At 64.6% G+C, this 23,488-nt stretch carries 21 protein-coding genes and 1 other RNA gene; 18 read left to right on the plus strand and 4 right to left on the minus strand.

Annotation, left to right across the window (positions count from 1 at the left end; all coding sequences use genetic code 11):
• Nucleotides 1-2,081, plus strand: a 2,081-nt coding sequence (locus AB4Y40_RS25440) for a YadA family autotransporter adhesin (protein ID WP_368690177.1), incomplete at its 5' end; no start/stop codon positions are given.
• Nucleotides 2,082-2,181: 100 nt separating this feature from the next.
• Here the strand turns inward: AB4Y40_RS25440 and AB4Y40_RS25445 are convergent.
• Entirely contained in the window at nt 2,182-3,039 is an 858-nt protein-coding gene (locus AB4Y40_RS25445; protein WP_368690178.1) for a MurR/RpiR family transcriptional regulator, read from the minus strand.
• A 289-nt stretch (nt 3,040-3,328) separates the two neighbouring features.
• Here AB4Y40_RS25445 and edd point away from each other — a divergent pair, with 289 nt between their 5' ends.
• The 4 genes from edd to AB4Y40_RS25465 all read left to right on the plus strand — a co-directional run bounded on the left by edd (nt 3,329) and on the right by AB4Y40_RS25465 (nt 8,124).
• On the plus strand, nt 3,329-5,242 hold the full coding sequence (gene edd / locus AB4Y40_RS25450; RefSeq protein ID WP_368690179.1) for a phosphogluconate dehydratase: 1,914 nt from the start codon (nt 3,329-3,331) through the stop codon (nt 5,240-5,242).
• Between the two features lie 2 nt (nt 5,243-5,244).
• Nucleotides 5,245-5,886, plus strand: coding sequence for a bifunctional 4-hydroxy-2-oxoglutarate aldolase/2-dehydro-3-deoxy-phosphogluconate aldolase (eda, locus tag AB4Y40_RS25455; protein ID WP_368690180.1), 642 nt, complete (start codon nt 5,245-5,247; stop codon nt 5,884-5,886).
• Between the two features lie 298 nt (nt 5,887-6,184).
• Nucleotides 6,185-7,546 (plus strand): GntP family permease, encoded by a 1,362-nt coding sequence (locus AB4Y40_RS25460; protein ID WP_368690181.1) that lies wholly within the window; start codon nt 6,185-6,187, stop codon nt 7,544-7,546.
• Nucleotides 7,547-7,614: 68 nt separating this feature from the next.
• Nucleotides 7,615-8,124 (plus strand): gluconokinase, encoded by a 510-nt coding sequence (locus AB4Y40_RS25465; RefSeq protein ID WP_368690182.1) that lies wholly within the window; start codon nt 7,615-7,617, stop codon nt 8,122-8,124.
• A gap of 96 nt (nt 8,125-8,220) precedes the next feature.
• On the opposite strand, the gene purB is transcribed toward AB4Y40_RS25465, so the two are convergent.
• A complete protein-coding gene (gene purB / locus AB4Y40_RS25470; protein ID WP_368690183.1) occupies nt 8,221-9,609 on the minus strand; it encodes an adenylosuccinate lyase in 1,389 nt (462 codons plus the stop codon).
• Between the two features lie 254 nt (nt 9,610-9,863).
• Between purB and AB4Y40_RS25475 the strand changes: the two genes are divergently transcribed.
• From AB4Y40_RS25475 to AB4Y40_RS25510, 8 genes are all read left to right on the plus strand, one after another.
• Nucleotides 9,864-10,238: a tetratricopeptide repeat protein gene (locus tag AB4Y40_RS25475; protein WP_368690184.1), complete on the plus strand. Its 375-nt coding sequence runs from the start codon at nt 9,864-9,866 to the stop codon at nt 10,236-10,238.
• Nucleotides 10,238-11,665, plus strand: coding sequence for a tetratricopeptide repeat protein (locus AB4Y40_RS25480; protein ID WP_368690185.1), 1,428 nt, complete (start codon nt 10,238-10,240; stop codon nt 11,663-11,665). Before AB4Y40_RS25475 ends, AB4Y40_RS25480 begins: the two co-directional genes overlap by 1 nt.
• Nucleotides 11,666-11,765: 100 nt before the next feature.
• Nucleotides 11,766-12,722, plus strand: coding sequence for a LysR family transcriptional regulator (locus tag AB4Y40_RS25485; RefSeq protein WP_368690186.1), 957 nt, complete (start codon nt 11,766-11,768; stop codon nt 12,720-12,722).
• Nucleotides 12,723-12,922: 200 nt separating this feature from the next.
• Nucleotides 12,923-14,209, plus strand: a complete 1,287-nt coding sequence (locus AB4Y40_RS25490; protein WP_069268469.1) for a Glu/Leu/Phe/Val dehydrogenase — start codon at nt 12,923-12,925, stop codon at nt 14,207-14,209.
• A gap of 246 nt (nt 14,210-14,455) precedes the next feature.
• Nucleotides 14,456-15,349, plus strand: coding sequence for a glutamate/aspartate ABC transporter substrate-binding protein (locus AB4Y40_RS25495; RefSeq protein ID WP_342919373.1), 894 nt, complete (start codon nt 14,456-14,458; stop codon nt 15,347-15,349).
• Between the two features lie 89 nt (nt 15,350-15,438).
• Nucleotides 15,439-16,179: an amino acid ABC transporter permease gene (locus AB4Y40_RS25500; protein WP_133182381.1), complete on the plus strand. Its 741-nt coding sequence runs from the start codon at nt 15,439-15,441 to the stop codon at nt 16,177-16,179.
• On the plus strand, nt 16,179-16,856 hold the full coding sequence (gltK, locus tag AB4Y40_RS25505; protein ID WP_368690187.1) for a glutamate/aspartate ABC transporter permease GltK: 678 nt from the start codon (nt 16,179-16,181) through the stop codon (nt 16,854-16,856). Before AB4Y40_RS25500 ends, gltK begins: the two co-directional genes overlap by 1 nt.
• Entirely contained in the window at nt 16,853-17,578 is a 726-nt protein-coding gene (locus AB4Y40_RS25510; protein WP_342919370.1) for an amino acid ABC transporter ATP-binding protein, read from the plus strand. Before gltK ends, AB4Y40_RS25510 begins: the two co-directional genes overlap by 4 nt.
• A gap of 68 nt (nt 17,579-17,646) precedes the next feature.
• On the opposite strand, the gene AB4Y40_RS25515 is transcribed toward AB4Y40_RS25510, so the two are convergent.
• Nucleotides 17,647-18,555: a class II glutamine amidotransferase gene (locus tag AB4Y40_RS25515; protein ID WP_368690188.1), complete on the minus strand. Its 909-nt coding sequence runs from the start codon at nt 18,553-18,555 to the stop codon at nt 17,647-17,649.
• Between the two features lie 364 nt (nt 18,556-18,919).
• Between AB4Y40_RS25515 and pyrC the strand changes: the two genes are divergently transcribed.
• The 3 genes from pyrC to rnpB all read left to right on the plus strand — a co-directional run bounded on the left by pyrC (nt 18,920) and on the right by rnpB (nt 21,403).
• Nucleotides 18,920-19,975, plus strand: coding sequence for a dihydroorotase (gene pyrC, locus AB4Y40_RS25520; protein ID WP_368690189.1), 1,056 nt, complete (start codon nt 18,920-18,922; stop codon nt 19,973-19,975).
• Nucleotides 19,976-20,073: 98 nt separating this feature from the next.
• On the plus strand, nt 20,074-20,922 hold the full coding sequence (locus tag AB4Y40_RS25525; protein ID WP_368690365.1) for a DUF3025 domain-containing protein: 849 nt from the start codon (nt 20,074-20,076) through the stop codon (nt 20,920-20,922).
• Nucleotides 20,923-20,992: 70 nt separating this feature from the next.
• An RNA gene (gene rnpB, locus AB4Y40_RS25530) (RNase P RNA component class A) lies at nt 20,993-21,403 on the plus strand.
• 83 nt (nt 21,404-21,486) lie between these two features.
• Here the strand turns inward: rnpB and AB4Y40_RS25535 are convergent.
• Nucleotides 21,487-21,909 carry an OsmC family protein gene (locus AB4Y40_RS25535; protein WP_027795839.1) on the minus strand — a complete coding sequence of 141 codons (423 nt, stop codon included), beginning with the start codon at nt 21,907-21,909 and terminating at the stop codon, nt 21,487-21,489.
• A gap of 650 nt (nt 21,910-22,559) precedes the next feature.
• Here AB4Y40_RS25535 and rplM point away from each other — a divergent pair.
• Together rplM and rpsI are read left to right on the plus strand one after the other, a co-directional pair.
• The gene (gene rplM / locus AB4Y40_RS25540) at nt 22,560-22,988 is read left to right on the plus strand and encodes a 50S ribosomal protein L13 (protein ID WP_027795838.1); all 429 of its coding nucleotides are present in this window, start codon (nt 22,560-22,562) and stop codon (nt 22,986-22,988) included.
• An 11-nt stretch (nt 22,989-22,999) separates the two neighbouring features.
• Nucleotides 23,000-23,392: a 30S ribosomal protein S9 gene (gene rpsI / locus AB4Y40_RS25545; RefSeq protein WP_028209425.1), complete on the plus strand. Its 393-nt coding sequence runs from the start codon at nt 23,000-23,002 to the stop codon at nt 23,390-23,392.
• The last annotated feature ends 96 nt before the right edge of the window (nt 23,393-23,488 follow it).

The raw sequence follows: 23,488 nt of genomic DNA on the forward strand, positions 1-23,488 counted from the left end.
CGAACCCGACGTATAACGTAGGTGGAGACACCTACAACAACGTGGGTGGCGCGATCACGAACCTCGACGGACGCGTGACACAGAACACGACCGACATCACGAACCTGCAAGGCGACGTCACGAACATCAACGGCCAGCTCGCAGACGCGGTGATGTACGACACGTCGACGCACGATTCGGTGACGCTGGGCAGCACGGACCACGCTCCCGTCGTGCTGACGAACGTCGCGGCTGGCCGTCTGAATGCGTCGAGCGTCGACGCCGTGAACGGTGCGCAGTTGTACAACCTTGCCAGCTCCACGGCTGGCGCGCTGGGCGGCGGTTCAACGTACAGCGCAGACGGTTCGATCGTGAATCCGGCCTATACTGTCGATCACAAGACCTACAACAACGTGGGCGATGCGATTGCCGCGCTGAACGCAGGCGGTGGCAGTGGGACGGACCCGAACGCCGTGCACTACGACGACCCGTCGATGAACCTGGTGACGCTCGGAGGCACGGACCACGCTCCGGTCGCGCTGACGAACGTGGCGAACGGCGTGCTGAACGCCACGAGCTTCGACGCGGTGAACGGTTCGCAGCTGTACGCACTGGGCGCGAAGACCGATGGGTCGGGCAACATCACCAACGCGTTTGTCGCCTATGACGACACGACGCTGAACACGGTGACGTTGGGCGGCGCAGGCACCTCGCACGCGCCGGTCGTGCTGACGAACGTGGCGAATGCTGCGCTGAACGCCTCGAGCCTCGACGCGGTGAATGGCTCGCAACTCTACGCGCTGGGCGCGAAGACCGATGCATCGGGCAACATCAGCAACGCGTTCGTCGCCTATGACGACACGTCGCTCAATACGGTCACGTTCGGCGGCTCGGGGCATGCGCCGGTCGTGCTGCATAACGTGGCGAACGGCGTGGATGCGAACGACGCGGTCAACGTCGCGCAGCTCGAAGCCATGGGTGCGAAGGTCGATCCGTCGGGCAACATCTCGAACGCGTTCGTCGCCTACGACGACACCTCGCTGAACTCGGTCACGCTCGGCGGGTCGCTGGATCACGCGCCGGTGACGCTGCACAACGTCGCGAATGGTGTCGTTGCGGCAAGCAGCACCGACGCCGTGAACGGCGGCCAGCTCTACGGTGTCGCATCGAGCACGGCCAGCGCGCTGGGCGGCGGTTCGACGGTCAACCCCGATGGCTCGGTCTCGGCGCCGACGTACGTCGTGGGCGGCGACACTTACAACAACGTCGGCAGCGCGATCTCGAACATCGATGGCCGTGTAACGAACATCGAGCAAACGGTGACCAACATCTCTGGTCAGGTGGCAAACGCGGTTCAGTACGACTCGTCGGCACACGACAAGGTCACGCTGGGCGGCCCGGATTCGACGACGGCGGTCAAGCTGACCAACCTGCAGGACGCCGAGCTCTCGGCGTCGAGCACGGACGCCGTGACGGGCTCGCAGTTGTACGCCACGAACGTCGAGGTCTCGAACCTGAATCAGCAGATCCAGAACATCAGCGTCAACGGCACTGAGTATCTGTCGACCAACACGACGAGCGGCGCGGCTTCGGCCACGGGCGCCAGCTCGATCGCGGCAGGCGGCGGTGCGATCGCTTCGGGTGCGAACGCAACGGCGATTGGCGACTCGGCAAAAGCCATGGGCAACAACTCGGTCGCGCTCGGTGCGAACTCGGTCGCGGACGAGGACAACACCGTGTCCGTGGGCTCGCAAGGCAATGAGCGTCGGATCACCAATGTCGCGAATGGCGTCCACGCCACCGATGCGGTGAACATGGGGCAGTTGCAGGGCGGCCTGAATGCGCTCCAGAGCAACGTCAACTCGGTGGCGCGCAACGCCTACGGCGGTATCGCGGCGGCAACCGCGCTGACGATGATTCCGGAAGTCGATCAGGGCAAGACCGTCGCGGTGGGTATCGGTACGGCCAACTTCCAGGGCTATCAGGCAGTGGCGCTCGGCGCATCGGCGCGCATTACGCAGAACCTCAAGGTGAAGGTGGGCGGCGGGTATGCATCGGGTGGCGGTGCCACGATCGGCGGCGGTATGTCGTACCAGTGGTAAGCCCGGCTTTCCCCAGGCGATCGGCCGCGTAGTTCGGGCCTGAACGCAAAGCGGACTCCCTCGGGAGTCCGCTTTTTTTGGTGCGCCTTCTGGTCCGCCGTCAGCCGTTCGCGTCCAGCCTTCTTCGCGCGATGATCTCCTTCGCATCGGCGAGTTTCTCTGCGAGCTCCGGACCGCGCTGCAGCGCCACACCCACCGCGAGTATGTCGCCGATCGCGAGATGCGAAGTCCGCGAAGTCATCGGCGAGAAGACGTCGGTGTCCTCGTCGACGTTCGCGTGCAGGCCGACGCTCGCCAGGCGCGCGAGCGGCGACGTGCCGTGCGTGATGGCGATCACCTTGGCGCCGCGATCGAGCGCCGTGCGCGCGGCATCCACGATGTCGCGCGTGCGCCCCGTGTTCGAGATCGCCACCACGACATCGCCGGGGCCGAGCAGCGCCGCCGACATCAGGAACGTCTGTGGATCCGAATACGCGACGCTCGGCATGCCGAGCCGGAAGAATTTGTGCTGCATGTCCTGCGCGGCGATGCCCGAGCCACCCGCACCATAGAACTCGATGCGCGCCGCGTGCGCGAGCAGGCCGATCGCCGCGGCGAGCGAGTCCGTGGAGAGGTTGTTGCGTACCTGCAGGAGCGCGCCGATGGTGCGGTCGAGCACCTTGGCCGCAACGCCCGGCACCGGCTCGTCCGGGCTCACGTCGCGGTAGACGGCCGGGTGTTCCGAGGGCAGATCCGCGGCAACGGCCTGCGCGAGACGAATCTTGAACTCCCGGAATCCCGAGAATCCCAGCGCATGGCAAAACCGCGCGATGGTCGGCTGGCTCACGCCCGCGCGCTCGGCGACCTCGGTCATCGACAGATCGAGCACCTCGCGCGGCGCCTGAATCACGTAATCGGCGAGCTTGCGCTCCGAAGGGCGCAATTGCTCGCGCATGGCTTTCACCTGGGACAGCAGCATCAGGAAACTCGCACTATGCTGAAAGATCCGTGGACTATAACGGATCGGACGTTATGTACAAAAACTACAGGAGCGCCGTTTGCTTCTTTTCAGTCCAGCCGCGCGTCAACGCGCAAGGCCTGTAAATAATGAGACTAGGCGTTCGCTTACCGTCGCGCTCCCAGGGTCTTACCGGGATTGTCGTCTTGTAGTTTTTCTACTAACATCGCGCCATCGCTGTCTGGTGCGCCCAAAGCGCACCTGAACTGGCCCCGAGCGTCCCCGCCGTGACAAGAAGGAAGGAGATTCGATGGTTTCCCCGCATTCTCAGTTGATGAAGGTCACGCAGCGCGTGATCGAGCGCAGCAAGCCCACGCGCGAGGCCTATCTGGCGCGCATCGCGGCGGCTCAGGACCGGTTCCCGGCGCGCGGCGCGCTCTCGTGCGCGAATCTCGCCCACGGCTTCGCCGGCCTCGAGGGTCGCGACAAGATCTCGATCAAGTCGATTCGCGAGCCCAATATCGGCATCGTTTCGGCATACAACGAGATGCTCTCGGCGCACGCGCCCTACAAGGATTTCCCCGACATCATCAAGAAGGCGGCCCGCGAAGGCGGCGGCGTCGCGCAGTTCGCGGGCGGCGTGCCGGCGATGTGCGATGGCGTGACGCAAGGCAACGCCGGCATGGAGCTGTCGCTCTTTTCGCGTGAAGTGATCGCGATGAGCACGGCCGTCGCGCTCACGCACAACATGTTCGATGCGGCGCTCTGCCTCGGCGTGTGCGACAAGATCGTGCCGGGCCTGGTGATCGGCGCGCTGCAATTCGGCCACCTGCCGACCATTTTCGTGCCCGCCGGCCCGATGACGAGCGGCATCACGAACGACGACAAGGCCAAGGTGCGCCAGCAGTTCGCCACCGGTCAGTGCGATCGCGCGGCGCTGCTCGAATCGGAGGCCGCCGCGTATCACGGCCACGGCACCTGCACGTTCTACGGCACGGCCAACAGCAACCAGATGCTCATGGAGATCATGGGCCTCCATCTGCCGGGTTCGGCCTTCATCCATCCGCATACGCCGTTGCGCGACGAACTCACCGCCGCTGCGGCGCGCCGCGTGCTCGAACTCACCGTCGAGCGCGGCAATTACACGCCGATCGGCCATGTGGTCGACGAGAAGGCCGTGATCAACGGCATCGTCGCGCTGATGGCGACGGGTGGCTCGACCAACCACACGTTGCACCTCGTGGCGATGGCACGGGCGGCGGGCATCATCATCGACTGGAACGACTTCGACGTGCTCTCGGACGCCGTGCCGCTGCTCGCACGCGTCTATCCGAACGGCAAGGCCGACGTGAACCATTTCCACGCGGCGGGCGGCATCGCCTTCCTCGTGCGCGAGCTGCTCGATGGCGGGTTGCTGCACGAAGACGTGAATACCGTTGCGGGCCGTGGGCTGCGCCATTACACCGAGGAGCCGAAGCTCATCGACGGCAAGCTCACCTGGGTGCCGGCGGTCGAGAAGAGCGCCGACGAGACCGTGCTGCGTCCGCTGCCGACGCCGTTCCAGCCGGACGGCGGCCTGCGCCTGATGCAGGGCCGTCTGGGCCGCGGTGTCATCAAGGTTTCCGCGGTTGCGCCGGAGCGCCGCAAGGTGCGTGCGCCCGCCATCGTGTTCGATTCGCAGGAAGCCGTGCAGGAAGCATTCGACCGCGGCGAACTCGAGCGCGATTTCGTGGCTGTCGTGCGCTTCCAGGGCGCGCGCGCGAATGGCATGCCGGAGCTGCACCGCCTCACGCCGTTGCTCGGCGTGCTGCAGGACAAGGGCTTTCACGTGGCGCTCGTGACCGACGGGCGCATGTCGGGCGCGTCTGGCAAGGTGCCCGCGGTCATCCACGTTTCGCCTGAAACGCTGCTGCACGGCCCGATCGGCAAGGTGCGCGACGGCGATACGATCGTGATCGACGCAGTGGAAGGCGTGCTCGACGTCGAAGTCGAGGCCGCCGAGTGGGACGCGCGCCCGGTCGCGCAGCCCGCGCATCAGGAGCTCAATGAAGTGGGCTTTGGCCGCGAGCTGTTCGGCGTGTTCCGCGCCACCGCCGCGCCGGCGGAGCTGGGCGCCACGGTGTTCGGTCCGCTCGTGGGCGAGCAGGCCGCGCCCGCACCGGCCGCTGCGACGACCCATGCACCGGCCCACGCCGCGAACTCAATTCATCATCAAGGAGCCTGAACATGACAAATAGCACAGTCGCCGACATCGTTCGCCTCGGTCCCGTCATCCCGGTGCTCGCATTCGACACGCCGGAGCAGGGCGAGCACGTTTCCCGCGCGCTCCACGCGGGCGGCGTGAAGGTGCTCGAAATCACGCTGCGCACGAAGGCTGGCCTCGAAGCGATCGAGCGCGCCGCGAAGATCGCCCCGGACATCGTCGTGGGCGTGGGCACGATCACGAAGCCCGAGCACTGCGCGCTCGCGAAGAAGGCCGGCGCACGGTTCGGCGTCTCGCCGGGCCTCACGCGCGAGATCCATCAGGCTTCGCTCGACGCGGGCCTGCCGCTGCTGCCGGGCGTGATGACGCCGACCGACATCATCGTCGCGATGGAACTGGGCTACGAGATCGTCAAGTTCTTCCCGGCGGTGCCGGCCGGCGGCCTGAACATGCTGCAGGCCTTCCACGGCCCGTTCCCGACGCTCAAGTTCTGCCCGACGGGCGGGATCAGCGCCGAATCCGCTCCGACCTTCCTCGCGCTGCCCAACGTGGTGTGTGTGGGCGGTTCGTGGCTCACGCCGAAGGCGGCCATCGCAGCGCAGAACTGGGACGAAGTCACGCGCCTTGCGCACGCCGCGAGCGAGCTGTCGCGCCCGGTGCGCTAATCGAGCGCGTCTGCTCGATGCGCTGAGGCGCGCGCTGCATGTTGCGGCGCAACGAAGACCGGAATGCCGCGCCCCGCGTGTACGGGGGGCGTGCAGCGAGCCGCGCAAACGGCGCCTTTCGGGCGCGCGCTTGCGCGGCTCGCGTGTCTTTTAAGTACGCTGCACCAAAAGTCGTTATAAGCTCTACAATCCCCGGCCCGGCGACGGCCGGCACTTTTGTCCCGCATGGGCGCTGCTGCGCGCATCCGTCGCCGCACAGGGCAAAAGGACTTCGAACAACTACCTGGAGAGGAGCCTCATGGGAGTGGCCCACGGCAGCATGCTGCTGATTTACGCGCTCGTCGCGATCGCCGCGCTGATCCTGCTGATCACGCGCTTCAAGGTTTATCCGTTTCTCGTCCTGATCATCGTTTCGCTGCTGCTCGGCCTCGCCGTCGGCATGCCGATGGATCAGATCGTCAAGTCGTTCGAGACCGGCAACGGCAACACGCTCGGCCACATCGCCATCGTGGTGGGCCTCGGCACGATGCTCGGCAAGATGATGGCGGAGTCGGGCGGTGCCGAGCGCATTGCCACGACACTCATTCGCTGGTTCGGCGAGAAGAATATTCACTGGGCCATGATGGTCGTCGCGATCATCGTCGGCTTGCCGGTGTTCTTCGAAGTCGGCTTCGTGCTGCTCATTCCGATCGCGTTCAACGTCGCCAAGCGCACCGGCAAGTCGCTGCTGCTGATCGGCCTGCCGATGGTGGCGGGCCTTTCGGTCGTGCACGGGCTGATTCCGCCGCACCCGGCCGCGCTGCTCGCCGTGCAGGCGTATCACGCCGACATCGGCAAGACCATCGCTTACGGCCTGATGGTGGGCGTGCCCACGGCGATTATCGCCGGGCCGCTTTTCGCGCTCTTCATTCACCGCTACATCAAGCTGCCGGAGAGCAATCCGCTTTCCGAGCAGTTCGTGAGCAAGGCCGACCCCAAGCCCGATAGTGAGCTTCCGGGCTTCGGCGTCACGCTCTTCACTATCCTGCTGCCGGTGATCCTGATGCTGATCGGCAGCTGGGCCGATCTCGTGTTCGAGCCCAAGAGCCTGCCGAGCAATTTGTTGCACTTTGTCGGTACCTCGGACGTCGCGCTGCTGATCGCCGTGCTGGTAAGCTTCTGGACCTTCGGCGCGCAACGTGGCTTCACGCGCGAGCAGATCCAGAAGTTCTGCGGCGACTGTCTCGCGCCGATCGCGGGCATCACGCTGATCGTGGGCGCGGGCGGCGGCTTTGGCCGCGTGCTGATGGACAGCGGCGTGTCGAAGCAGATCGTCGAGCTGGCGCAGAACGAGCATCTGTCGCCGCTCTTGCTCGGCTGGCTCGTCGCCGCGCTGATCCGTCTCGCCACGGGCTCGGCCACGGTCGCCATGACCACGGCTTGCGGCATCGTCGCGCCAATCGCATCGGCCAGCGCCATGACCGTGAAGCCGGAACTGCTCGTGCTCGCCACGGGCTCGGGCTCGCTGATCTTCTCGCACGTCAACGACGGCGGGTTCTGGCTGATCAAGGAGTATTTCGGCATGAGTGTCGTGCAGACGTTCAAGACGTGGTCGTTGCTGGAGACCATTATTTCGCTGCTGGGCCTCGGGCTTACCTTCGCCCTCGCAGCGGTGGTGTAACGCGCAACTTTGTTGCATGGGACCGGAGTCAGCGCTAAAGCGCGAACTCCGTTCGACAGGAGCAGTAAATGATTCTGATAGCGATGGGCGTGTCGGGCGCAGGCAAGACACGCATCGGCGAAATGCTCGCCGAGCGCCTCAAGTGCAGCTTCACCGACGGCGACGCCTTCCACAGCGAAGCCAACAAGAAGAAGATGCACGACGGCATTCCCCTCACCGACGACGACCGCTGGCCGTGGCTGCGTACGATTCGCGCGGCGATCGAGGAGAAGCAGCGCGCCCGCGAAACGGCCGTGTTCACCTGCTCGTCGCTCAAGCGCTCGTATCGCGACATCCTGCGCGGCAACGACCGCGACGTGTGCTTCGTCTACCTGAAGGGCTCGTTCGAAGTGCTGCACGAGCGGCTCGCATCGCGCACCGGCCACTTCTTCGACCCGTCGCTGCTGCAAAGCCAGCTCGATACGCTCGAAGCGCCGGGCGCGGACGAGGCGATCGAGGTGAGCATCGAGCTCACGCCCGAGCAGATCGTCGACGAGGTCATGAAGCAGATGGAAACGCGCCGCAATCAGGCGTCCTGATCTCGCGGCCACGCACGGCCACGCGATCGTGCGGCGGTAAACGAAAAAGCGCTCGATTCGATCGAGCGCTTTTTTTATGACCTTGCGGTGTGGCGATTACGAAATCCGCTTTGCCAGCTCCACGGCCTTGCCCACGTACGACGCAGGCGTCATCTCCAGCAGACGCTTCTTCGCGTCATCAGGAATTGCCAGACCGCTCACGAACGTCTGCAGCGCTTCGCGCGTAATGCCCTTGCCGCGCGTGAGTTCCTTGAGCTGCTCGTACGGGTTCTCGATGCCGTAGCGGCGCATGACCGTCTGCACCGGCTCGGCCAGCACTTCCCACGTGGCGTCGAGGTCGTCGTTCAGGCGCTGCGGGTTCACTTCGAGCTTGTCCAGACCGCGGATCAGCGCGTCGTACGCGAGCAGCGAGTAGCCGAATGCGACACCGATGTTGCGCAGCACAGTCGAGTCGGTGAGGTCGCGCTGCCAGCGCGAGACGGGCAGCTTGTCGGCGAGGTGACGCAGCGTCGCGTTCGCGAGGCCGAGGTTGCCTTCCGAATTTTCGAAGTCGATCGGGTTGACCTTGTGCGGCATGGTCGACGAGCCGATTTCGCCGGCCTTCGTCTTCTGCTTGAAGTAGCCGAGCGAGATATAGCCCCAGACGTCGCGGTCGAGGTCGAGCAGGATCGTGTTCGCGCGCGCGACGGCGTCGAACAGTTCCGCCATGTAGTCGTGCGGCTCGATCTGGATCGTGTACGGGTTGAACGTGAGCTTCAGACGCTGCTCGACGACTTCCTTCGAGAAGGCTTCCCAGTCGAATTCCGGATACGCCGAGAGATGCGCATTGAAGTTACCGACTGCGCCATTCATCTTGCCGAGCAGTTCGACCTTCTCGACGCGCTGGATCGCACGCGCGAGACGCGCCGCGACGTTGGCGATTTCCTTGCCGAGCGTCGTGGGGCTGGCCGGCTGGCCGTGCGTGCGCGAGAGCATCGGCTGCTCGGCGTGCGTGTGCGCGAGCGCGACGAGGCGTTGATGCACCGAGCGCAGCGCCGGCAGGATCACGTGCTCGCGTGCGCCTGCGAGCATCAGGCCGTGCGACGTGTTGTTGATGTCTTCCGAGGTGCAGGCGAAGTGGATGAACTCGCTTGCGCGCTCCAGTTCCGGCTGACCCTTCACCGACTCTTTGAGCCAGTACTCCACGGCCTTCACGTCGTGGTTCGTTACGCGCTCGATGTCCTTGATGCGCGCGGCGTCGTGCGCCGTGAAGTTCTCGGCGAGCTTGAGCAGGAATTGCTCCGAGGCTGCCGAGAAGCGCGGCACTTCCGCGAAACCGGCCTGCGAGAGCGCGATCAGCCAGTGGATTTCCACGGTCACGCGGTTGCGCATGAACGCGGCTTCCGAGAGCCAGTCACGCAGCGCTTCGGTTTTCGAGGCGTAGCGGCCGTCGAGCGGGGAGAGCGCGTTGAGCGCGAAGAGGGTATCGGGACGAGTGTCGGACATGATGGGGACGTAACGTGGCGCGTTACGCTCAGTTGGCAGTCGGTTGCAGTCAGATTCGAGACGGCGGGAACCCGAGATTTTATCACCTTGCCGCCAGGGGCCGAGGGCGGCGCTGTCAGCCACGGCTGAGCGCAGGCCCGTGACGCACCTCAAGGCGTTTAGTCGAACCGGCCTGTTGACGCGATGGGGCGTTTTGAGACGGATATAGAGTGCGATCACGTCAAAAGTTTGCGCTTAATCAAATACTTGCTGCCATGACTCTCGATGCTCCCATCCTCGCTGCCAAAGAGGCCGCTGCCCTGATCGAAGCCGGCCTGGCTTGCCACCGCGCGGGCCGGGTCGCTGACGCCCACGCTTACTATCAGTCCGCGCTCGCGGCGCACCCCGAAAATCCCGGCGCACTGCACTATCTGGGCGTGATTGCGCTCGGCCGCGGCCAACTGCAGGAAGCTGCCGATCTGATGGACCGCGCGCTCGCGCAGACGCCTGACGGCGCCGAATATCTGGCCAACCGCGGCGTGGTCGCGAACCGCCTGGCGACCCTGCGGGCGCCGCGGCCTGGCAGCGCAGGGCACTGGCGCTCGCCCCCGGCTTCGCGAACGCGCACAACAATCTCGGCAATGCGCTGATGGAACTCGGCGATCTCGCCGGCGCGGCGCAACACTATCGGCGTGCGCGTTCGCTGGAGCCGCAATCCGCACACTTCGCGTTCAATCTCGGACGCGCACTGGAAGCCACCGGCGAAAAAGTCGCCGCACTTGCTCAGTTCCGTACCGCCGCGGCGCTCGATCCCAGCGATCTGAGGACGTCGATCCACATGGGTCGCCTGCTGCGCGCGATGAAGCAGTACGCCGAAGCGGCCGCCTGCTTCGAGGCCGTGATCGCACGCGAGCCCGACAACGTGTTCGCGCTCTTCGAACTCGGCTATGCCTATGACGCGATGCACCGCTACGAAAACGCGATCCCGCTCTACCGGCGCGCCGCGGAACTCAAGCCCGACGGGGCGGGCATCATCAACAATCTGGCCTTCGCGCTGACCGCGCTGGCGCGCTACGACGAAGCGGAGATCGAATATCGCCGCGCACTGGCGCTGAACCCCGACTTGCCCGAATCGCGCTTTCAGCTCGGCATGCTGATGCTGCGGCGCGAAGACTATGCCGGCGGCTGGCCGCTCTTCGAGGACCGCAAGCTCACCTCGACCGCCAGAGCCAACTACCGCAAGCTGCCGTGCCCCGAGTGGCAGGGCGAGCCGCTGCAAGGCAAACGCTTCCTGATCTGCCGCGAGCAGGGCGTGGGCGATCAGATCCAGTTCGTGCGCTATGCGGGCCTGCTGGCGCAGATGGGCGCGCAGGTTCACGCGTGGGTCGCGCCGGAGCTGGCGTCGCTCGCGGCGACGGTGCCGGGTGTCGCACGCGTGCTCGACGCCGCGCCGGGCGACGATGCAATCGCCTCGCACTACGACTACGGGTGCGACGTGATGAGCCTGCCGCTGAAGTTTCCCGGCTGGCCGATCTACGCCGACACGCCGTATATGCGCGCCGATGCCGTGCAGGCCGCCGCCTGGCGCGCCCGCGTGAACGCACTGGCCGGCGCCGCGCAGCGCCGTATCGGGCTAGTCTGGGCGGGCAACCCGCGCCATCTTTTCGACGCTTTCCGCTCCGTGCCGCTCAAGTCGCTTCTGCCGCTCTCCGCGCTTCCCGGCAACGCCTGGTTCGCGCTCCAGAAAGGCCCGGCGGCCGCGCAGCTTGCGGCGGTCGCGGGCCGCTGGCCGATGGACGCGCCCGGCGACGATCTGCACGACTTCGCGGCCACGGCGGCGCTCATCGAGGCGCTCGACCTCGTCATCACGGTCGATACGTCGGTCGCGCACCTCGCCGGCGCGCTCGGCAAGCCCGTATGGGTACTGCTCGCCGCGCAGCCCGACTGGCGCTGGGGCAAGGATCGCGCCGATTCGGTCTGGTATCCGTCGGCGCGCGTATTCCGCCAGTCCACGCTCGGCGACTGGCGCGGCGTGGTCGCCGAACTGGAAGCCGCGCTTTCCGAGGCGTTCCGCTAAGGCATCCGTCCGGCGCGCCGCGCGATATTCGCCGCACCGCCGCCCAGGCGTGTGCCCGCGGGCCTAGAATGCGGACTTCTCATCCGCTCGCTCGCCTCGCATGGAACTCAAATGGCTCGAAGACTTCGTCTCGCTTGCGGAGACGCATAGTTTCAGTCGCTCAGCCGAGCTGCGCCACGTAACGCAGCCGGCTTTCTCGCGCCGCATTCAGGCGCTCGAAGCGTGGCTCGGCACCGAACTGATCGATCGCTCGGTTTATCCGACCCGCCTCACGGCGGCGGGTCAGGTCTTCTACGAGCAGGCGCTCGCGATGCTTTCGCAGTTTCACGAGGCGCGCACACTGTTGCGCGGCCACACGGCCACACCCGCGGCGACGATCGAGTTCGCGGTGCCGCACACGCTTTCGCTCACGTACTTTCCGCGCTGGCTGCAGCGCATCGAGGCGAAGCTCGGCCGCATCCACACGCGGCTGCGCGCACTGAACGTGCACGACGCCGTGCTGTCACTGGTGGAGGGCGGCTGCGACCTCGTGATGGGCTATCACCACCCGAGCCACCCCGTGACGCTCGACCCCGCGCGTTACGACACGCTGACGCTCGGCATCGAGTCGATCAGCCCGTACTCGGCGCCGCAGCGCGCGGGGCGTGCGCGTTACACGCTGCCCGGCACGCCCGATGCGCCCGCACCGTATCTCTCCTATACGCCGAACGCGTATCTCGGCCGCATGACCGAGGTGATCGTTGCCAACGCACCGGCGCGGCTCTATCTGGACCGCGTCTACGAAACGGACATGGCGGAAGGGCTCAAGGCGATGACGCTGGCCGGTCACGGCATCGCCTTCCTGCCGCATAGCGCGGTGGAAGACGCCGTGGCCCAGGGCGACCTGATTCGCCTCGACCGTGGCACGCGTGGCGTGCCGGAGGGCCAGTTCACGCTCGACATGGAGATCCGCCTCTATCGCGACAAGCTCGCGACGCAGGGCGACGACGCGCGCCAGGCGCTCGTGCGCGAGCTGTGGGAGGCGGTCAGCGAGGAACTTGCGCAGGGCAGGCGCTGACGAAACGGCAAGCTGAACTCACAACGGCGACGCAAACAGTCAGGCTATTTCAGCCTGTAAGGCCTGAACACGGAGCCCGCGACACGTTTTTTCGACTTCGGGGACGTTATGCACGAAAAGCATAACGGGATGATCAAACGGCATTGGATTTCACGTGGGCGTTTTCTGACAATGGCACCACTTGTTCGATCGGAGCGTTCATGTCATCCCAACTGCAGTCGGTTCCTTCCTATCTCCACGCCGATGATCTCGGCCCCTGGGGCAACTATCTTCGTCAGGTCGACCGCGTGGCGCCGTATCTCGGCTCGCTCTCGCGCTGGCTCGAAACGCTCAAGCGTCCGAAGCGTATCCTGATCGTCGACTGCCCCATCGAACTCGATAACGGCACCGTCGCGCACTTCGAAGGCTATCGTGTCCAGCACAACGTATCGCGTGGTCCCGGCAAGGGCGGCGTGCGTTATCACCAGGACGTTACGCTCTCCGAAGTAATGGCGCTGTCCGCGTGGATGTCGGTGAAGAACGCTGCAGTGAACGTGCCGTACGGCGGTGCGAAGGGCGGTATCCGCGTCGATCCGCGCACGCTGTCGCGTGGTGAGCTCGAGCGCGTGACGCGTCGCTACACCAGCGAAATCGGCATCATCATCGGACCGAACACCGACATTCCTGCGCCGGACGTCAACACGAACGAGCAGATCATGGCGTGGATGATGGACACCTACTCGATGAACCAGGGCCAGACGGCCACGGGCGTCGTGACGGGCAAGCCCATCTCGCTCGGCGGCTCGCTCGGCCGCCGCGAAGCCACGGGCCGCGGCGTGTTCGTGGTCGGCTGCGAGGCCGCGCGCCGCACGGGTCTTTCGATCGACGGCGCACGTATTGCCGTGCAGGGCTTCGGCAACGTGGGCGGCATTGCCGCGCGCCTGTTCCAGGAAGCCGGTTCGAAGATCGTCGCCGTGCAGGACCATACCGGCTCGCTCTACAACTCGAGCGGTATGAGCGCGGAAGCGCTGCTCGAGCACGTCGCGAAGACGGGCGGCGTGGCGGGCTTTGCGGGCGCCGAAGTGATGGCGAACGACGAATTCTGGACCGTCGAAACCGACATCCTCATTCCGGCCGCGCTGGAAAACCAGATCACCGAGAAGAACGCGGGCAAGATCCGCACGAAGATCATCGTGGAAGGCGCCAACGGCCCGACCACGACGGCCGCCGACGACATCCTGCACGACAAGGGCGTGCTCGTGATCCCCGACGTGGTGGCGAACGCGGGCGGCGTGACCGTTTCGTACTTCGAGTGGGTGCAGGACTTCTCGAGCTTCTTCTGGACCGAGCACGAAATTAACGAACGTCTCGAACGCGTGATGCGCGAAGCCTTCACTGCCGTGTGGCAAGTGTCGAGCGAGCAGAAGGTCTCGATGCGTACCGCGGCGTTCATCGTGGCATGTAAGCGCATCCTGATGGCGCGCGAAATGCGCGGTCTGTATCCCTGATCGCACCCGGTTGGCAGGCGTCGCGACGCTGCATGCGGCGCCAGGCAAGGCGCGCAGCGAAGTGACGAAACCGTGACTGCGCCGTGACAGGTTTTTGCGCTGCACATCAAGGCGCATAGAAGGCGGACGTCCTCCACAAGGGGGCGTCCGCCTTCGCACATTCAGCCGTTGCGCCAGGGTCACTCTTGATTCTTTCAAAAAAATTACTTTGATAAACTGGCGGCGGTTCTTGTACCGGAGAAAACAATGCAAATCAAAAAGACCGCCGCACTGCTCGCACTCCTTGGTTGCGTCGCCACCAGCGCTTTCGCGCAGGACGCGGGCACGCTCAAGAAGATCAAGGACACGGGCGTCATCTCGCTGGGGCACCGCGAGTCGTCCATTCCTTTTTCGTACTACGACGACAAGCAGAATGTGATCGGCTACTCGCAAGACTACGCGATGAAGATCGTCGAGGCAGTCAAGCAGAAGCTGAACATGCCTAACCTGAAGGTCAAGCTGGTGCCCATCACCTCGCAGAACCGCATTCCGCTCGTGCAGAACGGCACGGTGGACATCGAATGCGGCTCGACCACGAACAATGCCGAACGTCAGCAGCAGGCCGCCTTCTCGAACACGATTTTCGTAATCGGCACGCGCCTCATGACGAAGAAGGATTCGGGCGTCAAGGACTTCGCCGACCTCAAGGGCAAGACCGTCGTGACGACGGCGGGCACGACGTCCGAGCGCCTCCTGCGCAAGATGAACCAGGACAAGAGCATGGGCATGAACATCATCAGCGCGAAGGACCACGGCGAGTCGTTCATGACGCTCTCGACGGGCCGTGCAGTGGCGTTCATGATGGACGACGCGCTGCTCGCGGGCGAGCGCGCCAAGTCGAACAATCCGGGCGACTTCGTGATCGTCGGCCAGCCGCAGTCGCGTGAAGCGTACGGCTGCATGATGCGCAAGAACGACCCCGAGTTCAAGAAGGTCGCCGACGACGCCATCGCCAAGGTCCAGACCTCGGGCGAAGGCGAAACGATCTACAAGAAGTGGTTCGAGTCGCCGATCCCGCCGAAGGGTCTCAACCTGAACTTCCCGATGAGCGAAGACATGAAAGCGCTGTTCAAGAATCCGAACGACAAGGCGATCGATTAACACGGCCCCGGCCGGTCGACCCGCATTTTGCGTTTAGCACGGAACGGAAGAAGCGCCGCTTCTTCCGTTCTTTTTCTTGGAGTCTCTTGATGTCCTATCACTGGAACTGGGGCATTCTGCTCAGCCCGGTCTCGACGGGCGAACCCACCACGTACCTCGGCTGGATTCTTTCCGGCCTCTGGGTGACGGTCTCGGTGTCGCTGTGCGCGTGGGTGATCGCGCTCATCGTCGGGTCGTTCTTCGGTGTGCTGCGCACGGTGCCGAACAAATTTCTCGCGGGAGTCGGCACAGTTTATGTGGCGATCTTCCGCAATATCCCGCTTATCGCGCAGTTCTTCATCTGGTACTTCGTGCTGCCGGAAATCGTGCCGCAAGCGCTCGGCAATGCGTTCAAGCAATCGCCGCCGGGCGTGCAGTTCTTTTCGGCGTCGGTCGTGTGTCTCGGGCTCTTTACCGCGGCGCGCGTGTGCGAACAGGTGCGCTCGGGCATCAACGCGCTGCCGCGCGGCCAGCGCGCAGCCGGCCTCGCCATGGGCTTCACGCAGTGGCAGACGTACCGCTATGTGCTGCTGCCGGTGGCGTATCGCATCATCGTGCCGCCGCTCACCTCCGAGTTCCTCAACATCTTCAAGAACTCGGCGGTCGCCTCGACGATCGGCCTGCTCGATTTGTCGGCCCAGGCGCGTCAGCTCGTCGACTACACGGCGCAAACCTATGAGTCGTTCATCGCCGTCACGCTCGCTTACGTGATCATCAACCTCGTCGTCATGACGCTCATGCGCTGGGTCGAGGCGAAGTCGCGTCTGCCCGGCTACATCGGAGGCAAGTGATGCATCACTTCGACTGGAGCGGCATTCCCGGCGCGCTGCCCACCCTGTGGACGGGCGCGATCATCACGTTCAAGATCACGCTGTGCGCGATCGTGGTCGGCATTCTCTGGGGCACGCTGCTCGCGCTCATGCGGCTTTCCAGCGTGAAGCCGCTCGAATGGTTCGCCAAGGGCTACGTCACGATCTTCCGCTCGATCCCGCTCGTGATGGTCCTGCTGTGGTTCTTCCTGATCGTGCCGCAGGTGCTGCAAAACGTGCTGGGTCTGTCGCCCGACATCGACATTCGCCTCGCGTCCGCGATGATCGCGTTCTCGCTGTTCGAGGCCGCGTATTATTCGGAGATCATTCGTGCGGGCATTCAGGCGGTGCCGCGCGGGCAGGTGAACGCTGCGTTCGCGCTCGGCATGCGCTACGGCCAGGCCATGCAATTCGTGGTGCTGCCGCAGGCGTTCCGCGCGATGGTGCCGCTGTTGCTGACGCAGGCCATCGTGCTGTTTCAGGACACCTCGCTCGTGTACGTGATCAGCCTCGCCGACTTCTTCCGCACGTCCACCAATATCGGCGACCGTGACGGGACGATGGTCGAAATGGTACTGTTCGCGGGCGCGTGTTATTTCGTGATTTGCGTGATCGCGTCGAGCCTTGTCAAAGGTCTTCAGAAAAAGGTCGCAAGATGATTTCAATTAAGAACGTTTCGAAGTGGTACGGCCATTTCCAGGTGCTGACCGACTGCACGACGGAAGTGAAGAAGGGCGAGGTGGTGGTGGTGTGCGGGCCTTCGGGCTCGGGCAAGTCCACGCTCATCAAGACCGTCAACGGGCTCGAACCGTTCCAGCAGGGCGAGATTCTCGTGAACGGCGAGTCGGTGGGCGACAAGCGCACCAATCTCTCGAAGCTGCGCTCGAAGGTGGGCATGGTGTTTCAGCACTTCGAACTGTTCCCGCATCTGTCGATTACCGAGAATCTCACGCTCGCGCAGATCAAGGTGCTCGGCCGCGGCAAGGACGAGGCCACCCAAAAGGGCCTGAAACTGCTCGACCGCGTGGGCCTGCGCGCGCACGCCGACAAGTTCCCGGGCCAGCTCTCGGGCGGCCAGCAGCAGCGTGTGGCGATTGCGCGCGCGCTGTCGATGGACCCCATCGCCATGCTGTTCGACGAGCCGACCTCGGCGCTCGATCCCGAGATGATCAACGAGGTGCTCGACGTGATGGTGGAGCTTGCCCAGGAAGGCATGACCATGATGTGCGTGACGCACGAAATGGGCTTTGCAAAGAAGGTCGCGCACCGCGTGATCTTCATGGACAAGGGCGCCATTGTGGAAGACGACCAGAAGGAAGCCTTCTTTGCGAGCCCGAAGTCGGATCGCGCGAAGGATTTTCTGGCGAAGATCCTGCACTGAGGCTTCGCACGCTTCGAAAACAAAGCCGCGCTCGATGCGCGGCTTTTTCGTTTCTGGCGTCGCCCGGATTACTCGCCCCAGGTCTGCAGTGCGTCCACGGCTTCCGGGTCGATCTCGCTCGGCTGCCCGGCGCACGGTGCGCTGGCCGAAGCGTCGAGCGACGGGTTGGCGAGCTTGTCGAGCACCTTCTGCGGCACCGGCACGCTCGCCTGGGCGATCACGTCGCCGTGCTGGAACATCAGCAGGTCGCCGGGGGCGAAGCGCGTCCAGACCTCGTTGTCGGTGAGCGGCGCGGTGGCGATCACGGCCACGCGGTCCTCGGGCGTCGTGTACTTGGCGAAGTCGATGGAGACATCGGCGTCGACGAGATGGGCCGTCGAAAACGGCCAGCGTCGCACGAGATAGTAGAGATGCGTCGAGCAATGCGCGAACAGCGCCTGGCCGTTCGACATCAGGAAGTTGAAGACGCCGAACTGCGTGACCTCGCGCGTGAGCGACTCCAGCGCGGCGAACAGCTCGGCGAGTGGCGGCTGCGCACCGGGGAACGCCTTGCGCAAGCCTTGTAGCAGCAGGCAGAACGCGCGCTCGCTATCGGTCGTGCCAACCGGCTGGTAGACGCCCGACATCACCGGATTGAAGTCCTGAAGGTCGCCGTTGTGCGCGAAGATCCAGTGCCGGCCCCACAGCTCGCGCTGGAACGGATGACTGTTCTCGAGCGCGCAGTTGCCTTGCGTGGCCTTGCGGATGTGGGCAATGGTGTTGCGCGACTTGATGGGGTAGTGCTTGACCATCTCGGCAATCGGCGAACGTGCCGAGGCCTCGTTGTCGATGAAGAGGCGGCAGGCCTTGTCCTCGAAGAACGCGATACCCCAGCCGTCGGCGTGGTGATCGGTGGCGCCGCCGCGCGCCGCGAATCCTGTGAAGGAGAACGTGACGTCCGTCGGCGCGGCGCAATTCATTCCGAGAAGTTGGCACATGGTACTGATGGTGCGTAATGCGACTGGGACGGCTGAGGCGGCGGCTGCAGTGGTAGGCGGGACCCGCCGTCGACCCGTTACAATGATGATTTTCCAAGCATATCACCGGCCTGCGGGTCGCCAATACGAAATTTTCGGATGCATTGCAGGCCTGCGTAGAAGGGCGCGTGCCGGGGGCGATGCAACGCGGATTGTCGTGTGCACGCGACGGTGCGGGCAACGCGTGGGTCGTATCAGCATCGATCGTCGCCGCGTTTTTCCCCGTGATATGCCCGGAATTTCCGGCAGCCTGAGCGCGTTTCAAGCGAACTTGCCGCCGTTCATTCATACCGCTGTTGGTTCACTACCGCGCCTGACTCTTGCCATGAACGCCTCTTCCCCCACGACTCTCACGCTCGCCCGCCCCGACGACTGGCACCTGCACGTGCGCGACGGCGCGATGCTCGCGGCCGTGCTGCCGCATACGGCGCGCCAGTTCGGCCGCGCGATCATCATGCCGAACCTCAAGCCGCCGGTCACGACGACCGAGCAGGCCGCCGCCTACCGCGAGCGGATTCTCGCGGCGCTGCCGGCGGGCTCGACGTTCGAGCCGCTGATGACGCTCTATCTCACCGACAACACGCCGCCCGAAGAAATTCGCCGCGCGAAGGCGAGCGGCTTCGTGCATGGTGTGAAGCTGTATCCGGCGGGCGCGACGACGAATTCGGACGCCGGCGTGACCGACATCCGCAAGTGTGCGAAGACGCTCGAAGCCATGCAGGAAGTGGGTATGCCGCTGCTCGTGCACGGTGAAGTGACGAGCGCCGACATCGATCTGTTCGACCGCGAAAAGGTCTTCATCGACCGCGTGATGATTCCGACGCGCCGCGATTTTCCGGGCCTCAAGGTGGTGTTCGAGCACATCACGACGAAGGACGCCGTCGACTACATCCGCGCCGATCATGGCGCGCCCGGCCTGCTCGGCGCGACGATCACCGCGCATCATCTGCTCTACAACCGCAACGCGATCTTCCAGGGCGGCATTCGTCCGCATTACTACTGTCTGCCCGTGCTCAAGCGCGAGACGCATCGCGTGGCGCTCGTGGACGCGGCGACGTCGGGCGATCATCGCTTCTTCCTCGGTACCGACAGCGCGCCGCACCCGAAGGGTCTGAAGGAGCACGCGTGCGGTTGCGCGGGCTGCTACACGGCGCTGCACGCGCTCGAGCTCTACGCCGAAGCGTTCGACAACGCGGGCGCGCTCGACAAGCTCGAGGGCTTCGCGAGCTTCTACGGCGCAGACTTCTACGGCCTGCCGCGCGCGACCGAAACGGTCACGCTGCGTCGCGAGAGCTGGACGCTGCCCGCCGAAGTCGAGGCAGGCGGTACGCCCGTCGTGCCGCTGCGCGGCGGCGAGACGATCGGCTGGAAACTCGCTTGAACGAGGCGGGGCAGGGCGTGGCTGCGGGCGCAACGGTCGCGCCGATCGGGGCAGTCGATGCGCACGCACCGATACCCGCGCGCGCCCCGCGCCGAACGATGCCGCTGGGCAGTTTCACCGACATCGACTGGACCCGCCCGTGGTTCGCGCAACACGAAGCGCGCGGCCGGCGCTGGCAGCAGGCCGCGCTGGCGGGCTACGCGGCGTACCTGGCTGAACTGAACGGCGATGCGCGGGCTGCCGCCCAAAGCACGGGCCGCGGCCAGCCGCTGCGCTTCATCGCCCAGGACGACCTGCCCGAGGGCTCGGCCTACGAGGCGCACATCGCGGCGACGGGCTGCGTGCCGACGCGCCACAACCTCCACGACTTCTTCAACGCGCTCGCCTGGTTCGCGTTCCCGCGCATCAAGGCGACGCTGAACGCGCGCCAGGCCGCGGCGATCGACGTGCTGGGCGTGGGCCCCACGCGCGGCGGCGTGCGCGACGCGCTCACGCTGTTCGACGAGAACGCGGTGCTCTTTGCCTCATCCGATGCGACGCTGGTCGCGGCGTTGCGCGGCTTCGACTGGCGCACGCTGTTCGTGGCGCAGCGCGCAGGCTGGGAAGCGGCTTTCGGGGAGACGATCGGCGCGGCGCGTTGCGAAGTCCGCGTATTCGGCCACGCGCTGCTCGAAAAGATGATTTCGCCTTATGCGGCGTGCACGGCGCACGCCTGGGTGGTCGAGGTGCCGCAAGCGTACTTCACGTGGCCGCGCGCGCAACGCGACGCGCATCTGGACGAAACAGTGAGCGTGACGCTCGCCGCCGACGCGGCGCCTGACGCGCTCAATGGGCGCAGCTTCGCGCCGCTGCCGGTGCTCGGCATTCCGGGCTGGTGGGCGCAAAACGAGGATCCGTCGTTCTACGACGACGCCACCGTCTTTCGCGCCGGCCGCCGGACGCGCTAAAAGCCAGGCGGGCGGCAATCGATCCGGCCCCCGGCGCGGCGCGCCCGCCCGTGCTAATATCGCGCCTCGCAAAGCAGGCTAGGCAGTCGCGGCTCCGAGGTTTCGGCCAAAGAGGCGAGGAAAGTCCGGACTCCACAGGGCAGGGTGATGGCTAACGGCCATCCGTGGCGACACGCGGAACAGGGCAACAGAGAACAGACCGCCGATGGCCCGATTTCGGTCGGGATCAGGTAAGGGTGAAACGGTGCGGTAAGAGCGCACCGCGTCTGCGGTGACGTAGACGGCACGGTAACCTCCACCCGGAGCAATTCCAAGTAGGCAGGCGCGCATCTTCGGGATGCAGGATGGGGCCCCCATTCCGTCTGCGGGTAGGAAGCTTGAGCGCGTCAGCAATGGCGCGCCTAGAGGAATGGCTGCCACGCGCGGCGCGTCTTCGGACGCGGCGTGTGCACAGAATCCGGCTTATCGGCCTGCTTTGCAGCCTCATTCATGCAAAAAGCCGGCGCGGTTCTTTGCAGAACCGCGCCGGCTTTTTTCTTTTGCCGCCGATTTTTGCCGCAGATATTAAGCCGCGACGATCTCGAACGTATGCGTGATCTCGGCAGTCTTGCCGATCATGATCGACGCCGAGCAGTACTTGTCGTGCGAGAGGTTGATCGCGCGCTCCACGGTGGCCGGGTTCAGGTTCTTGCCGGTCACGGTGAAGTGGAAGTGGATCTTCGTGAAGACCTTGGGGTCTTCGCTTGCGCGCTCGGCCTTGAGCGTCACGCTGCAGCCGCTCACTTCCTGGCGGCTCTTCTTGAGGATCAGCACCACGTCGTAGGCCGTGCAGCCGCCGGTGCCGAGCAGCACCATTTCCATCGGCCGCGGCGCGAGGTTGTGGCCGCCGCCTTCCGGTGCGCCGTCCATGTTGACGAGATGGCCGCTGCCCGTTTCGGCCGCGAACGCCATGCCGTCCTGACCCATCCAGCTAACTTTGCATTCCATATGCGTGTGCCCCTGCGCGGTTTCTTGATTCAGACGGCATTGTAGCCCGCACCTTGCTGGTATGTCCGGGGGGACACGGCGGCGCGCGGCTTAGGCCTCGTGCTTGAATGTTGCGTCGCGGCATCCTATGGACAAGACGGATTTCCCTTGTGCAATTAGGGGTTTCGCTCTAGTTGTCTCGCATGCTTTTCGCAAGGCGAGTTTCCAATGCACTGATTTTTAAGAATTTTTCTGCCGACGTGCTGACTTAAGCGAATTTCACATTGTGGTTTTGGATTTCGCAATGCAAATGGTCTTGCGCCGCACAAGGCCCATCCGTATAATTCGTCTCATTGGTTGTCGTGCTTCACGACACCTCAGCATGTCTCCTCCACCCTCCTCCAAAGAGTGGATTAAGCCCGAACAAACGCGTTCGGGCTTTTTTTCGTCCGCGGCCCCCGTTCCGCGGCCCCCGTTTTGCCCGCCTCTGCGCCTACAGCAAGCAATTTTTTGACTCGCCGCCAAATTTCCCTTTATAATCGTAGGTTCTCCGCATCCATGTCCGCGCGGAGACGGGGAAACTCGAACCAGGGAGAGCCTGCGCCGACGTCAACGAGCGTCACCACACAAGCAGGACCAAAACAGGGCACAGCATTTTTTTTGGATCGATCATGAAGACTTTTTCCGCCAAGGCACATGAAGTGCAGCGCGAATGGTACGTGATTGACGCGACGGATAAGGTTCTCGGCCGTGTCGCCAGCGAAGTGGCACGCCGTCTTCGCGGCAAGCACAAGCCTGAGTTCACCCCGCACGTCGACACTGGTGATTTCATCATCATCATCAACGCCGGCAAGCTGAAGGTCACGGGCAACAAGACCACCGACAAGAAGTACTACCGTCACTCGGGTTACCCGGGCGGTATCTACGAAACGACGTTCGGCAAGATGCAGGAACGCTTCCCGGGCCGCGCGCTCGAGAAGGCCGTGAAGGGCATGCTGCCGAAGGGCCCGCTCGGCTACGCGATGATCAAGAAGCTGAAGGTCTACGCAGACGCAACGCACCCGCACTCGGCGCAACAGCCGAAGGCGCTCGAGATCTAAGGGGAGCCCACATGATCGGTAACTGGAATTACGGTACGGGCCGCCGCAAGAGCGCCGTCGCTCGTGTCTTCATCAAGTCGGGCAAGGGCGAGATCGTCGTCAACGGCAAGCCCATCGCCGACTACTTCTCGCGCGAAACGTCGCTCATGATCGTGCGTCAACCGCTGGAACTCACGAACCACGGCACGACGTTCGACATCAAGGTGAACGTGACGGGCGGCGGCGAAACCGGCCAGGCCGGCGCAGTTCGCCACGGCATCACGCGCGCGCTGATGGACTACGACGCAACGCTCAAGCCGGCACTGTCGCAAGCTGGCTTCGTCACCCGTGACGCACGTGAAGTGGAACGTAAGAAGGTCGGTTTCCACAAGGCACGTCGCCGCAAGCAGTTCTCGAAGCGTTAATTTCACATTGGCGCTTGGCGCCTGCGCCCCTCGCGGGTTGCAGCGCAACTGCAAAAGCCGTCCGCGCTTCGTGCGCCGGGCGGCTTTTTTCGTTTG

Origin of the sequence: Paraburkholderia sp. EG287B (assembly GCF_040965595.1) — a bacterium.
In the GTDB taxonomy this organism is placed as follows: domain Bacteria; phylum Pseudomonadota; class Gammaproteobacteria; order Burkholderiales; family Burkholderiaceae; genus Paraburkholderia.

Bases quoted from the DNA above. Each gene is read 5' to 3' on its own strand.
- AB4Y40_RS25485 (WP_368690186.1), top strand. From the start codon at position 11,766: ATGGAACTCAAATGGCTCGAAGACTTCGTCTCGCTTGCGGAGACGCAT.
- AB4Y40_RS25515 (WP_368690188.1), bottom strand. From the start codon at position 18,555: ATGTGCCAACTTCTCGGAATGAATTGCGCCGCGCCGACGGACGTCACG.
- gltK (WP_368690187.1), top strand. From the start codon at position 16,179: ATGCATCACTTCGACTGGAGCGGCATTCCCGGCGCGCTGCCCACCCTG.
- AB4Y40_RS25500 (WP_133182381.1), top strand. From the start codon at position 15,439: ATGTCCTATCACTGGAACTGGGGCATTCTGCTCAGCCCGGTCTCGACG.
- AB4Y40_RS25460 (WP_368690181.1), top strand. From the start codon at position 6,185: ATGGGAGTGGCCCACGGCAGCATGCTGCTGATTTACGCGCTCGTCGCG.
- rpsI (WP_028209425.1), top strand. From the start codon at position 23,000: ATGATCGGTAACTGGAATTACGGTACGGGCCGCCGCAAGAGCGCCGTC.
- AB4Y40_RS25535 (WP_027795839.1), bottom strand. From the start codon at position 21,909: ATGGAATGCAAAGTTAGCTGGATGGGTCAGGACGGCATGGCGTTCGCG.
- AB4Y40_RS25465 (WP_368690182.1), top strand. From the start codon at position 7,615: ATGATTCTGATAGCGATGGGCGTGTCGGGCGCAGGCAAGACACGCATC.
- AB4Y40_RS25495 (WP_342919373.1), top strand. From the start codon at position 14,456: ATGCAAATCAAAAAGACCGCCGCACTGCTCGCACTCCTTGGTTGCGTC.
- pyrC (WP_368690189.1), top strand. From the start codon at position 18,920: ATGAACGCCTCTTCCCCCACGACTCTCACGCTCGCCCGCCCCGACGAC.
- AB4Y40_RS25510 (WP_342919370.1), top strand. From the start codon at position 16,853: ATGATTTCAATTAAGAACGTTTCGAAGTGGTACGGCCATTTCCAGGTG.
- AB4Y40_RS25525 (WP_368690365.1), top strand. From the start codon at position 20,074: ATGCCGCTGGGCAGTTTCACCGACATCGACTGGACCCGCCCGTGGTTC.
- AB4Y40_RS25490 (WP_069268469.1), top strand. From the start codon at position 12,923: ATGTCATCCCAACTGCAGTCGGTTCCTTCCTATCTCCACGCCGATGAT.
- AB4Y40_RS25480 (WP_368690185.1), top strand. From the start codon at position 10,238: ATGGAACTCGGCGATCTCGCCGGCGCGGCGCAACACTATCGGCGTGCG.
- edd (WP_368690179.1), top strand. From the start codon at position 3,329: ATGGTTTCCCCGCATTCTCAGTTGATGAAGGTCACGCAGCGCGTGATC.
- AB4Y40_RS25475 (WP_368690184.1), top strand. From the start codon at position 9,864: ATGACTCTCGATGCTCCCATCCTCGCTGCCAAAGAGGCCGCTGCCCTG.
- eda (WP_368690180.1), top strand. From the start codon at position 5,245: ATGACAAATAGCACAGTCGCCGACATCGTTCGCCTCGGTCCCGTCATC.
- purB (WP_368690183.1), bottom strand. From the start codon at position 9,609: ATGTCCGACACTCGTCCCGATACCCTCTTCGCGCTCAACGCGCTCTCC.
- rplM (WP_027795838.1), top strand. From the start codon at position 22,560: ATGAAGACTTTTTCCGCCAAGGCACATGAAGTGCAGCGCGAATGGTAC.
- AB4Y40_RS25445 (WP_368690178.1), bottom strand. From the start codon at position 3,039: ATGCTGCTGTCCCAGGTGAAAGCCATGCGCGAGCAATTGCGCCCTTCG.